General features: G+C 66.7%; 10 protein-coding genes. 7 read left to right on the top strand and 3 right to left on the bottom strand.

All coding sequences use genetic code 11. The features are described 5' to 3' along the window. Nucleotides 1-278 precede the first annotated feature (278 nt). Nucleotides 279-689, top strand: coding sequence for an RNA polymerase-binding protein DksA (gene dksA / locus JW897_RS14375; protein ID WP_019102526.1), 411 nt, complete (start codon nucleotides 279-281; stop codon nucleotides 687-689). Nucleotides 690-921: 232 nt separating this feature from the next. After that, nucleotides 922-1,983 carry a 3-deoxy-7-phosphoheptulonate synthase AroG gene (gene aroG / locus JW897_RS14370; RefSeq protein WP_048412761.1) on the top strand — a complete coding sequence of 354 codons (1,062 nt, stop codon included), beginning with the start codon at nucleotides 922-924 and terminating at the stop codon, nucleotides 1,981-1,983. 61 nt (nucleotides 1,984-2,044) lie between these two features. Here aroG and JW897_RS14365 read toward each other — a convergent pair whose 3' ends face one another. Beyond that, complete coding sequence (locus tag JW897_RS14365; protein ID WP_205466667.1) at nucleotides 2,045-3,472, bottom strand: aminotransferase-like domain-containing protein; 1,428 nt, start codon at nucleotides 3,470-3,472, stop codon at nucleotides 2,045-2,047. Between the two features lie 116 nt (nucleotides 3,473-3,588). Between JW897_RS14365 and JW897_RS14360 the strand changes: the two genes are divergently transcribed. The 4 genes from JW897_RS14360 to JW897_RS14345 all read left to right on the top strand — a co-directional run bounded on the left by JW897_RS14360 (nucleotide 3,589) and on the right by JW897_RS14345 (nucleotide 8,560). Further along, nucleotides 3,589-4,791 carry a benzoate/H(+) symporter BenE family transporter gene (locus tag JW897_RS14360; protein ID WP_205466665.1) on the top strand — a complete coding sequence of 401 codons (1,203 nt, stop codon included), beginning with the start codon at nucleotides 3,589-3,591 and terminating at the stop codon, nucleotides 4,789-4,791. 105 nt (nucleotides 4,792-4,896) lie between these two features. Beyond that, on the top strand, nucleotides 4,897-6,285 hold the full coding sequence (locus JW897_RS14355) for an aminopeptidase P family protein (RefSeq protein ID WP_205466663.1): 1,389 nt from the start codon (nucleotides 4,897-4,899) through the stop codon (nucleotides 6,283-6,285). 354 nt (nucleotides 6,286-6,639) lie between these two features. Further along, complete coding sequence (locus JW897_RS14350) at nucleotides 6,640-7,737, top strand: NAD(P)/FAD-dependent oxidoreductase (RefSeq protein WP_240352210.1); 1,098 nt, start codon at nucleotides 6,640-6,642, stop codon at nucleotides 7,735-7,737. Between the two features lie 58 nt (nucleotides 7,738-7,795). Continuing rightward, nucleotides 7,796-8,560, top strand: coding sequence for a DeoR/GlpR family DNA-binding transcription regulator (locus JW897_RS14345; RefSeq protein WP_048412765.1), 765 nt, complete (start codon nucleotides 7,796-7,798; stop codon nucleotides 8,558-8,560). 150 nt (nucleotides 8,561-8,710) lie between these two features. Here JW897_RS14345 and JW897_RS14340 read toward each other — a convergent pair whose 3' ends face one another. Further along, entirely contained in the window at nucleotides 8,711-9,433 is a 723-nt protein-coding gene (locus JW897_RS14340; protein WP_043589302.1) for an SDR family oxidoreductase, read from the bottom strand. Nucleotides 9,434-9,548: 115 nt separating this feature from the next. Here JW897_RS14340 and JW897_RS14335 point away from each other — a divergent pair, with 115 nt between their 5' ends. Beyond that, complete coding sequence (locus JW897_RS14335; RefSeq protein WP_205466662.1) at nucleotides 9,549-10,376, top strand: LysR family transcriptional regulator; 828 nt, start codon at nucleotides 9,549-9,551, stop codon at nucleotides 10,374-10,376. 234 nt (nucleotides 10,377-10,610) lie between these two features. Here the strand turns inward: JW897_RS14335 and JW897_RS14330 are convergent, their stop codons facing one another. Further along, on the bottom strand, nucleotides 10,611-11,804 hold the full coding sequence (locus tag JW897_RS14330; RefSeq protein ID WP_048412767.1) for an amino acid aminotransferase: 1,194 nt from the start codon (nucleotides 11,802-11,804) through the stop codon (nucleotides 10,611-10,613). Nucleotides 11,805-12,072 lie beyond the last annotated feature (268 nt).

Genomic DNA, 12,072 nt, shown 5'->3' with positions numbered 1-12,072 from the left:
TCGGCATGGCTGATCCGGCACGCCGCCCGGCGCGCCGGCCCCCGGAAAAAGGCGGCGGATTGCCGCCTTTGAACTGTCCGGGCCATTTTATGTCTTAGCCTGTTGCGCCAATACCCTTTTAACGATGCCTCAGGCTTGTTACCGGAGTGAAACAACGCTATACCGATTGTCAGCAGCAGGGAGTTAATATCACCTAAGCGCCTAAGACAGTTGCAGAAATAGCGGGGCGCCGGTAATCTTCTCCGCCTGTTGCCAACTCTATGCTGGAAGCACCTATTATGGCCAAACTAACCGAACAGGATATCCTCAACTGGACCGGCGACGATTACATGAACGCCGACCATCTTGAGTTTTTCAAAGACCGGTTGTTGCAGATGCAGCAGGAGTTGCTCTCTAACGCAAATGCGACCGCCAACCACCTGCAAGAGCAGGAAGCCACGCCGGATCCGGCCGACCGCGCCACGCTGGAAGAGGAATACGCGCTGGAACTGCGCACCCGCGACCGCGAGCGCAAGCTGCTGCAAAAGATCCAGGCCTCGCTGCGCCAGATCGAAGACGGCTCTTACGGCTTCTGCGAAGACACCGGCGAGCCTATCGGCCTGCGCCGCCTGATGGCCCGCCCCACCGCCACGCTGTCGGTGGAAGCCCAGGAACGCCGCGAACGGATGAAGCGTCAGTACGCCGACTGATCGTTCCGGCCCTCGCCCGCAAAACGCCCTGCCCGCAAGCAGGGCGTTTTTCATGCCCGCGTCTGCTCCATCCAGCAAAAACAAGCAGATAAATCCGCAAGCGATAGCTTATCCCTAACGATCGTCTAGTATGAATTTAGGGCATTAAAGCAGGCCGGCCGCTTGTCTAGCGTCGTGGAATCCGGTTATCTTGCTGCTATGCAAAAACTGAAATAGCAAGGAAGCCGCCTTTATGCAACGCCAGACCGACGACGTCAGAATCCGCGAAATCAAGGAACTGCTGCCGCCCATCGCCCACCTGTACGAACTGCCGATCACCGAGGCCGCCTCCGAGGTGATTTACGCCGCCCGCCGCGACATCTCCGCGCTGCTGCGCGGCGAGGACGACCGCCTGCTGGTGGTGATCGGCCCCTGCTCCATCCACGACACCGAAGCCGCCATCGAGTACGCCAAGAAACTGGCGCCGCTGCGCGACAAGCTGTCGCAGGAGCTGGTGGTGGTGATGCGCGTCTACTTTGAAAAACCGCGCACCACCGTCGGCTGGAAAGGCCTGATCAACGATCCGCTGCTGAACGAGTCCTTCGACATCAACAGTGGCCTGCGCATCGCGCGTCGCCTGCTGCTGACCCTGAACGACATGGGCATGCCGGCCGCCACCGAATTCCTGGACATGATCACCCCGCAGTACTTCGCCGACCTGATCAGCTGGGGCGCCATCGGCGCGCGCACCACCGAAAGCCAGGTGCACCGCGAGCTGGCTTCCGGCCTGTCCTGCCCGGTGGGCTTCAAGAACGGCACCGACGGCAATCTGAAGATCGCCGTGGACGCCATCCGCTCCTCCAGCGTGCCCCACCATTTCCTGTCGGTGACCAAGACCGGCCATTCCGCCATCGTCTCCACCGGCGGCAACCCGGATTGCCACGTGATCCTGCGCGGCGGCAAGGAACCCAACTACTCGGCCGAGCATGTCAGCGCCGCCGCCGCGGAGCTGGCCTCCGTGGGCCTGCCGCAAAAACTGATGGTGGACTTCAGCCACGCCAACAGCCGCAAGGACTACCGCCGCCAGATGGAAGTGGCCGACGACGTCGCCGGCCAGCTGGCCGCCGGCAACGCCAACATCTTCGGCGTGATGGTGGAAAGCCATCTGGTGGAAGGCCGCCAGGACCTGAAACCGGGCTGCGAACTGACCTACGGCCAGAGCGTCACCGACGCCTGCATCGGCTGGGACGACACCGAGAAGCTGCTGACCACGCTGGCCGACGCGGTCAAGGCGCGCCGCGCACGCCAGGGCTGAGCCGACGCCAAGCTCCAGGCTTGGAAGCAAGAACAACGGCGGAGCCTGCGCTCCGCCGTTTTCATTGGCTCAGCTGTTCGCCGGCCAAGCGGCCCAGCGTGGCGATCGCCCGCTCCAGCGCCGGCGACCACGGCTGGCCAAAATTCAAGCGCAGGCAATGGCCGAAGCGCGGCTCGGCGGAAAACACCATGCCCGGCGCGAAGCTGATGGACTCCGCCAGCGCCCGCTCCAGCAAGCGGCCGGCGTCCAAGCCTTCCGGGCACTCCACCCACAACAGCAAACCGCCTTGCGGCCGCCGCAGCCGCGTGCCCTTGGGGAAGGCCGCCAGCACCGCGTCGGCCAGCTGGCGCATCTGGCGCGCCAACTGCCGCCGCAGCTGAGCGGCGAAGCGCGCGTAGTCGCCGTCGGCCAACACATCCGCCAACAGGCTCTGGTACAAGGCCGAACTGACCAGGCTGCTGCTATTGCTCAAGCGCGCCAGCGCCGCATGATGGCGGCCGCCGGACAACCAGCCCAAACGGAACGAGGGCGCGAAGCACTTGGTGAAGGACGAGCAGTAAATCACTTCGCCGCGGCTGTCCCAGGCTTTCAACGGCGTCGGGTGCTGCTCGCCGAAGTAAAGCTCGCCGAACACATCGTCTTCGATGATGGTCAGCCCGTGGCGATAAGCCAGCCGCAGCAGCCGCTTCTTGGACTCGTCCGGCATCAGCGCGCCGGTGGGGTTCTGAAAATTGGTCACCGTCACCAGGCAGCGCGGCGCCGGCCCGTGGCGCAAGGCGAACTCCAGCGCCTCCAGCGACAGGCCGGCGTCCGGCGTGCACGGGATTTCCAGCGCCTTCAGCCCCAGCGCCTCCAGCGTCTGCAGCAGGCCGAAGTACACCGGCGTCTCCACCGCCACGGTGTCGCCGGGCCGGGTCAGCAAGCGCAGCGACAGGCTGATCGCTTCGGTGATGCCGTGGGTGAACAGGATGGCGTCCGGCTCCAGCGCCAGCTGCCACTGCGCCGCCAGTTCGCACACCAGCCGGTGCAGCCGCGCCTGCTCGCCGCGCGGCAGATAGGCGCCGATCAACTCCGGCCGCCGGCTCAGCGTTTGCTGCAGCCGCCGCGCCAGCGCCGCCGCCGGATACATGCTGCCGTGCGCTTCCGCCATGTGCAGCTGAGTGCCGATGTCTAGTCCCGACCACTCGATCAATTGCGACATGCGGCTGTCCACCCGCACCAGGGTCGCCGCCGACGGCAGACCGTCGTCCTCGGCGCGCGCCTGCTGCGCGCGGCTGGGCAAGGCGGCGAAGAAGCCGGCGCGCGGGCGGGCGCTAACGCGCTGCCGGCGCTCCAGATGGCGGTAGGCCGCCAGCGCGGTCAGTACGTTGACGCCGTGTTCGGCGGCCAGCCGGCGCACCGAGGGCAGCCGGCTGCCGGGCGGATATTCGCCGCTGTCCAGCCCTTGCTCGACCTTGGCGGCAATGCGCAAATACAGGGAATCAGTCATCGCTGTTATATAGAACAGATTGTGCGCAGCATAAACTGTTTGCGCCGGCTGTGGGAAGGCGCGAACCAACGCTTGCGCTAGGCTGGGCGCTACTTTTCATCGCAAGAAAGCGCATCATGCCGTCCACCTTCTGGCGCGACCTGTCGCCCTCCGCCGCGCTGGCCGCGGTGCTGGCCCTCTTGGTCGGCTACTCCGGCCCCTTCCTCATCATCGTCCACGCCGCCCAGTCCGCCGGCCTGTCCCCGGCCCAGCTAGGCTCTTGGATCTGGGCGGTGTCCATCGGCTCCGGCGTGGCCGGCCTGTGGCTGTCCTGGCGCTGGAAGGCGCCGGTGATCACCGCCTGGAGCACCCCCGGCGCGGCCTTGTTGCTGGCCGCCCTGCCCGGCGTGCCCTACGGCGAGGCGGTGGGCGCCTTCCTGGCCGCCGCCGCCATCGTCACCCTGCTGGGCGTCAGCGGCCTGTTCGACCGGCTGATGAAAGTCTTCCCCGCCGCGCTGGCGGCGGCGATGCTGGCCGGCATCCTGTTCCGCTTCGTCGCCGAACTCGCCAGCGCCGCCGGCCACGACCCGCTGCTGGTGGTCAGCATGGCCGCGCTGTTCTTCGTCGGCCGCCGCTTCTTCCCACGCTACGCCTTGCCGGCGGCGATCCTGCTGGGCCTCGCGCTGGCGGCGGCGCAAGGCTTGTTTCAGCCGCTGCCGACCCACGGCGGCGGCGGCCCGCTGTTCACCGCGCCGCAGTGGTCGTGGAGCGCCTTCTTCAACCTGGCCCTGCCGCTGGCGCTGGTGGCGCTGACCGGCCAGTTCCTGCCCGGCATGGCGGTGCTGTCCTCCTCCGGCTACCACATTCCGGCGCGCTCGCCGGTGTCGCTGCTGGGCGCGGTCTCCATGTTGACCGCGCCCTTCGGCGGCCACGGCGTGGTGCTGGCGGCGATCACCGCCGCCATCTGCACCGGTCCGGAAACCCATCCCGACCCCAAGCGCCGCTACGTGGCCGGCGTGATCTGCGGCGCGCTCTATCTGGCGATAGGCGCGGCCGGCGGCGCGCTGGCCAGTCTGATCCTGACCTTGCCCAAGGCGCTGGTGGCCACCGCCGCCGGACTGGCGCTGTTCGGCACCCTGGCGTCCTCGCTGAGCGCGGCGCTGGGCGACGAAGGCCGACGCGAGGCGGCGCTGATCACCTTCGTGGTGGCCGCCTCCGGCGTCAGCATCGCCGGCCTGGGCGCGCCGCTGTGGGCCTTGCTGGCCGGCGGCGCGGTGGCGCTGATCCTGCGCCCGGCCAAGCCCCGACAGGCCGAAGCCGCCGTCGGCCAACGCGGCTGAAGCGGCACTGGCAGCCCGGCGGCGGGCGTGATAAGTTAAGGGACTGGATACAATATTCCGCGCGGCGACCGAACCGGGCGGACCCTGCCCACCCTCGAGGAAACCATGTTCGCTGCCACCGTATACGCGCAACGCCGCGCCCGTCTGCAAGCGGCCGGCCTGTCCGGCCTGCTGCTGTTTGTCGGCAATGTCGATTCGCCGATGAACTACCACGACAACACCCTGCCCTTTGTCCAGGACTCCAGCTTCCGCTACTTCTTCGGCCTGAACGAGCCGGGCCTGGCCGGCCTCATCGACGCCGACAGCGGCGAAGCGACGCTGTTCGGCAACGATCCGGACGTGGCCGACATCGTCTGGACCGGCCCGCTGCCCAGCCTGGCCGAACGCGCCGCGCTGGCCGGCCTGGAGCAGAGCCGCGCCTACGCCGAGCTGGCCGCCGCGGTGGCCGCCGCGCGCGCCGCCGGCCGCGCCGTGCACTACCTGGCGCCCTACCGCGGCGAGACCCTGATCGAAATGGGCCGCCTGCTGGACGTGCACCCGGCCCAGGTCAAGGACGGCTTCTCCACGCCGCTGACCCACGCCGTGGTGGCGCTGCGCGAGATCAAGGGCGACGAGGAAATCGCCGAAATGGAAGCCGCGCTGGCGGTCACCCGCGACATGCATGTGGCCGCGATGCGCCACGCCAAACCCGGGGTGATGGAATACGAGGTGGTAGGCGAAATGGAAGGCATCATGCGCCGCCGCGACTGGCAGCTGGCCTACCCGTCCATCTTCTCGCGCCGCGGCGAAGTGCTGCACAACCATCACCACGACAACCGCCTGGAAAGCGGCGACCTGGCGCTGAACGACACCGGCTGTACCTCCGGCGGCGGCTACGCCAGCGACATCACCCGCACCTTCCCGGTGGGCGGCAAGTTCAGCCCGCGCCAACGCGAGTTGTACAACATCGTGCTGGACATGCAGCTGGCCGCCATCGAGGCGATGAAGCCGGGCGTGCGCTATCTGGACGTGCACAAGCTGTCGGCGCGGCTGATGGTGGAAAGAATGAGCGCGCTGGGCTTCTTCCGCGGCGACGCCAACGATATCGTCGAATCCGGCGCCTACGCCATCGCCTTTCCGCACGGCCTGGGCCATCAGATCGGCATGGACGTGCACGATATGGAAGGCCTGGGCGAAGACCTGGTGGGCTACGGCGACGACACCGAGCGCAGCCCGCTGTTCGGCCTGGGCTACCTGCGCCTGGGCAAGGCCTTGAAAGCCGGCATGGTGGTGACGGTGGAGCCCGGCATGTACTTCATCCCGGCGCTGATCGAAGCCTGGGCCGCCGAAGGACGCCACAGCCAGTACATCAACTACGACAAATTCCGCGAATACCGCGACTTCGGCGGCATCCGCATCGAAGACAATGTCTTGGTCACCGCCGACGGCAGCCGCGTGCTGGGCGCGCCGATTCCCCGGACGGCGGAAGAAGTCGAAGCCGCGATGGCCGGCTGAGTCTAGCCGCCACGCCTGTTCAAAGCCGCCCCCGGGCGGCTTTTTGCATATGGACGCCGCGGATGCCAAGGCGCACCATCTGCAGACTAAGAACCGCTAAAACACCTCGCAGAGAAGCTGAGCCAAGGCGCGCCGACGCAGGCAGTACCACTAGTACGACCAAGAGGCGCAAGGCAGGATCAGGGGTGTTGTTAGCGGGTCTAAGAGCGTGTTTACGATCTCGCGAGCTAAGGCGAGACAAGGCGAAAACTAGCGAAAAACGGAATGCTACGAGCGGTACATGAGCATTTTGAGCTGGTACTCACCGTGCCGACGCGCAGCAGATCGTAAACAGATTCTAAGCAGCCGGGAGCGATGATGGAACAGGTGGAGTGCGTGGTGATAGGCGCCGGCGTGATCGGCCTGGCCGTGGCGCGGCAATTGGCAATCGCCGGCCGCGAAGTCGTCGTCGTCGAAGCGGAAAGCGCCATCGGCCAGCATGCGTCCAGCCGCAACAGCGAAGTGATCCACGCCGGGCTCTACTACCCGCCCGGCAGCCTGAAAGCCCGGCTATGCGTGGCCGGCCGCCAACGGCTGTACGACTACTGCGCCCAACGCGCCATTGCCCACCAACGCTGCGGCAAACTGATCGTCGCCGTCGACGACGCCGAATTGCCGCGGCTGCAAGCCTTGCAAGCACGCGCCGCCGCCAACGGCGTGACCGATCTGCGCTGGCTGGACGCGGAACAACTGCAAGCGCTGGAGCCGGCCTTGCGGGCCCGCGCCGCGCTGCTGTCGCCGTCCACCGGCATAATAGACAGCCACGGACTGATGCTGGCCCTGCTGGCCGACGCCGAAGCCCACGGCGCGACGCTGGCGCTGCACTCGCCGCTGCACGGCGGCCGCGTCACCGGCGACGGGCTGGAGCTGGACATCGCCGGCATGCGGCTGCGCGCGCGCCTGACGGTCAACGCCGCCGGCCCTTGGGCGCCGCGGGTGGCGGCCAGCATTGCCGGGGTTCCACGTGAAACCATCCCCACGCCCTATTACGCGCGCGGCGCCTATTTCGCACTGCAGGGCCGCTCGCCGTTTCAGCGCCTGATCTACCCGCTGCCCGAGGCCGGCGGCCTGGGCACCCATCTGACGCTGGACCTGGCCGGACAAGCGCGCTTCGGCCCGGATCTGGAATGGGTGAACGACATCGACTACCGGGTGGACCCGGCGCGCGCCGAGCGCTTTTACGCCGGCATCCGCCGCTGGTGGCCGGCGCTGCCCGAGCAGGCGCTGGCGCCGGCCTATGCCGGCATCCGCCCCAAGATCGCCGGCCCCGGCGCGGCGGACGCGGATTTCCTGATCCAGGGGCCGGCGCAGCACGGCGTGCCCGGCCTGCTCCAGCTCTACGGCATCGAATCCCCCGGCCTCACCGCCAGCCTGGCGCTGGCCGAATACGCGGCGGCAACGCTGACGGCATAGCGCCGGGACGAGTTGTCCGCTTACAATCGGACAGTCTCAACCCGCCGCCTTGCAGCTTATGCTCATTCTGAATCAACGCCAGCAGGAACTGCTGGCCATGGTCAAGCGCGACAGCTATGTCAGCGTGGAAAAGCTGGCCGAACATTTCTCCGTCACCCGGCAGACCATACGCCGCGACATCGCGCTGCTGGCCGAGCACCAGTTGCTGCAACGCTACCACGGCGGCGCCAGCGTGCTGTCCAGCGTGGAGAACGTCGCCTACCAGGCGCGGCAGGTGCTGTGCATAGACGAAAAGCGCCGCATCGCTGAATGCCTGGCGCGTCAGATCCCGGACAACGCCTCGCTGTTCATCAACCTGGGCACCACCACCGAGGAAGTGGCCAAGGCGCTGCACCAGCACCGCGGCCTGCGGGTGATCACCAATAATCTGCACGTGGCGGACACCATGTGCGACTACCCGGACTGCGAAGTCATCGTGCTGGGCGGCATGCTGCGCAAGCGCGACCGCGGCATCACCGGCGAAGCCACGGTGCAGCTGATCCGCCAGTTCCGCGTCGACTACGGCATCATCGGCATTTCCAGCATCGAGCTGGACGGCACCCTGCGCGATTACGACTACCGCGAAGTGCGCAGCGCCGAGGCCATCATCCAGCAATCGCGCCACGTGTTCCTGGCCGCCGACCACAGCAAGTTCGACCGCCCGGCGCTGGTGGAGCTAGGCCATCTGTCGCAAATAGACGCGCTGTTCACCGACCAGCCGCCGCCGCCCGCCGTCGTCGAGTTGATGCGGGAGGCGGAGACTCAGTTATACGTGGCGGACTGACAATCCCTTAGAACCTGTTTACGATCTGCTGCGCGTCGGCGATACGGCGTTGAAACCGAGCTCAAAATGCTCATGTACCACGAGTACATTCCGCTTTTTCGCTCGTTTTCGCCTTGTCTCGCCTTAGCTCGCGAGATCGTAAACACGTTCTTAAGGCTGCTGCCGCGTCGCCGCCAGCACGATCTCGCGGATGCACACGTTCTGCGGCTGCTGATAGGCGTAGACGATGGCGCTGGCCACGTCCTCGGCCGCCAGCACGCCGCCCATTTCCTGTTTCCAGGCCTCGTAGCCGGCCTTGATCGCCTCGCTGCTGGTATGCGACAGCAGCTCGGTGTCCACCGCGCCCGGCGCGATCGTCACCACGCGCACGCCGTGGTCCGCCACTTCCTCGCGCAGATTCTCCGACATCGCGTGCACCGCGAACTTGGTGCCGCAATAGGCCACATGGTTGGGGAAGGTCTTGCGTCCGGCCACCGAGCTGATATTGATCACCGTGCCGCGCTTGCGCTCCACCATGCCGCCCAGCACCGCGTGGATGCCGTTGAGCAGGCCGTGCACATTGACGTCGAACATGGTTTTCCACTCTTCCGGCGCTTGCTCGGCCATCAGCCCCAGCAACATCACGCCGGCGTTGTTGATGATGGCGTCCACTGGCCCGAAGCGGCCTTCCGCCTCCGCCACCGCGGCGGCCAGCTGGGCGCGGTCGGTCACGTCCACCGCGCGGCACAGCGTGTTCGGCAGCGCCAGCGCCTCCAGGCGTTCGACCCGGCGGGCCAGCAGCAACAGCGGATGGCCTTGCTGCGACAGCAGGCGGGCGGTGGCGGCGCCGATGCCGGAACTGGCGCCGGTGATGACGATCAAGGCTTTACTCATGACAACACTCCTTTAGCAATAGAAATAACTGATAACAAATCCTTGAGCAGCACTATAATCCGCTATCGATTCGACGAAAAATCGTTTATTCCACTTGCTGTCATCGGTTTAACTTATGGATATACGCTCGCTCAAAGCCTTCATCGCCGTGTTCGAAGAGCGCAACATCACCCAGGCCTCGGCGCGCCTCTACCTGAGCCAGCCTGCGCTGTCCGCCACCATCCGGCAACTGGAAGAACAGCTGGGGGCCACGCTGTTTCAGCGCCAGCCGCGCGGCGTGGAAGTGACCGACGCCGCCCGGCTGCTGTATCCGGCGGCGCGGCGTCTGGTGGAGGAAGCCGACGGCCTGGCGCAGCTGTTTCGCGGCCGGCAGGACTGCCTGCCGCTGACGCTGGGCGTGGCGGCGGACCTAGGTCAAGCCGACGTGGCGCGCGTGCTGGCGACGGCTTACCGCGCGGTGGACGGCTTGCTGCTGGAACTGGCGGCGGGTTGCGCCGGCGACGCGCGGCTGGACGAGGAAGCCAACCGTTGCGAGGACGAGTTGTTCTTGCCGCTGTGGGAAGAGGAGTATGTGCTGGCGATGCGCGCGGACGCGCCGCTGGCGGGGCAGCCGCTGCTGCGGCCGGGACAATTGCTGGGCCAGGACCTGATCGCCTGCCCGGACCACCCCTCGCACCAGCGCTTCGCCAGCCTGCTGGGCGAGGCGGCGCGGGAGCTGGCGGTGGCGGCGCGCTGCGCCACCCTGCAACAGGCGGCGACGCTGGCCGCGGCCGGCGCCGGCATCGCCTTTGTCCCGCAGGGGCTGGCCCAGGACCAGCCCGGCCTGTGGAGCTGCCGGCTGGAACAGGCGGCGCTCAGCCGCCGCGTCGGCCTGTGCTACGCGCCGGACGCCTTGGCCAAGCCGGCGCTGGCCCGTTTGAAACAAGGCCTGGCCGCCGGCTGAGGAGCTGTTTTAAGAGCGGCTGACAAAACTCGGTTTTACGGCTGAGGCAAGACGCGCCGACGTAGCCAGTACCTTGAGTACGGCAAGCCGGCGCAACGCAGCGGATTATGTACCGGTTCTTAGAGCCGCTAACAAAACCGCGCAGCGTACCTGAGCCAAGGCGCGCCGACGCAGGCAGTACCCGTAGTACGGCAAGCCGGCGCAACGCAGGATCAGGGGTTTTGTTAGCGGGTCTTACTGCACCGCGGCGAAAGCCTTAGCCACATAAGGCGCATTGGCGCGGGTCAGCCCGGCCACGCACATGCGGCCGGTGCCCACCAGGTAGACGCCGAAACGCTCGCGCAAGACGTCAACCTGCGCCTGGTTGAAGCCGGTGTAGCTGAACATGCCGCGCTGATGGACCAGGTAGGCGAAGTCATGCTCCGGCAGCGCCTGCTTCAGCACCTCCACCAGGATGCCGCGCATTTCCAGGATGCGGCCGCGCATCTCGTTCACCTCGGACAGCCACAGCGCCTTGAGCTCGGCGTCGCCCAGCACGGTGGCGATCAAGCGCGCGCCGGTGGTGGGCGGGTTGGAGTAGTTGCGGCGCACCGTGGCCTTGAGCTGGCCCAACACCAGCTCCGCCTCGGCCTGGCTCGGACACACCACCGATAGGCCGCCGCAGCGCTCGCCGTACAAGGAGAAGATCTTGGAGAAGGAGTTGCTGACCAGAAAGGACACGCCGGCGTCGGCCATCGCGCGGATGGCGTAGGCGTCCTCTTCCAAACCGGCGCCGAAGCCCTGGTAGGCGATGTCCATGAAGGGAATCAGCTGCTTGCGCTTGGCCAGCGCCACCACCTGGTCCCACTGCGCATTGTCCAGGTCCGAGCCGGTGGGGTTGTGGCAACACGGATGCAGCAACAGGATGCTGCCGGCCGGCAGGGTTTCCAGCGTCGCCAGCATCGCGGCGAAGTCCACGCCGCGGGTCTGCGCGTCGAAATAGGGATAGCGATTGACCGCGATGCCGGCGCCTTCGAAGATGGCCACGTGGTTGTCCCAGGTCGGATCGCTGACCCATACCTGGGCATCGGGGAAATAGCGCTTGAGAAAGTCCGCGCCCACTTTCAGCGCGCCGGAGCCGCCCAGGGTCTGGATGGTGGCGATGCGGCCGGCGGTCAGCGCCGGGTGCGCGGCGCCGAACAGCAGCTCCTGCACCGCCTTGCGGTAGGCCGGCAGGCCGTCCATCGGCAGATAAGTGCAAGGCGGCGTCGGCTGGGCCGCCAGCTTGGCCTCGGCCTGCTGCACCGCCTGCAGGCGCGGAATGCGGCCCTGCTCGTCGTAGTACAGGCCGATGCTGAGGTTGACCTTGTCGCCGCGCGGGTCTTTGCCGAAGGCGTCGACCAGCGACAGGATGGGATCGCCGGCGTAGGCGTCGACGTGCTGAAACATGCGTTTCTCCTTGAGTAGTGTGGTATCGCCTCGTGCAACCATTTAGAACGGCTAACAAACCTCTGACGCTGCGTTGCGCCGACTTGCCTCAGACGTGAGGCTGACCGTGTTAGCCGCTCTTATAGAACGTGTTTACGATCTTGCGAGCTAAGGCGACACAAGGCGAAAACCGCTGAGAAAGCTGAATGTACTGGTGGTACATCAGCATTTCGGAGCGGGTTTCAACGCCCTTGTCCAACTATCCCGCCGACGCGCAGCAGATCGTAAA

Origin of the sequence: Chromobacterium alkanivorans, assembly GCF_016937655.1 — a bacterium.
Classification (GTDB): Bacteria; Pseudomonadota; Gammaproteobacteria; order Burkholderiales; family Chromobacteriaceae; genus Chromobacterium; species Chromobacterium alkanivorans.
The sequence above is the reverse complement of the archived record's forward strand: the minus strand, read 5'-3'. Positions and strand labels throughout refer to the sequence as shown.

Bases quoted from the DNA above. Each gene is read 5' to 3' on its own strand.
- dksA (WP_019102526.1), top strand. From the start codon at position 279: ATGGCCAAACTAACCGAACAGGATATCCTCAACTGGACCGGCGACGAT.
- aroG (WP_048412761.1), top strand. From the start codon at position 922: ATGCAACGCCAGACCGACGACGTCAGAATCCGCGAAATCAAGGAACTG.
- JW897_RS14365 (WP_205466667.1), bottom strand. From the start codon at position 3,472: ATGACTGATTCCCTGTATTTGCGCATTGCCGCCAAGGTCGAGCAAGGG.
- JW897_RS14360 (WP_205466665.1), top strand. From the start codon at position 3,589: ATGCCGTCCACCTTCTGGCGCGACCTGTCGCCCTCCGCCGCGCTGGCC.
- JW897_RS14355 (WP_205466663.1), top strand. From the start codon at position 4,897: ATGTTCGCTGCCACCGTATACGCGCAACGCCGCGCCCGTCTGCAAGCG.
- JW897_RS14350 (WP_240352210.1), top strand. From the start codon at position 6,640: ATGATGGAACAGGTGGAGTGCGTGGTGATAGGCGCCGGCGTGATCGGC.
- JW897_RS14345 (WP_048412765.1), top strand. From the start codon at position 7,796: ATGCTCATTCTGAATCAACGCCAGCAGGAACTGCTGGCCATGGTCAAG.
- JW897_RS14340 (WP_043589302.1), bottom strand. From the start codon at position 9,433: ATGAGTAAAGCCTTGATCGTCATCACCGGCGCCAGTTCCGGCATCGGC.
- JW897_RS14335 (WP_205466662.1), top strand. From the start codon at position 9,549: ATGGATATACGCTCGCTCAAAGCCTTCATCGCCGTGTTCGAAGAGCGC.
- JW897_RS14330 (WP_048412767.1), bottom strand. From the start codon at position 11,804: ATGTTTCAGCACGTCGACGCCTACGCCGGCGATCCCATCCTGTCGCTG.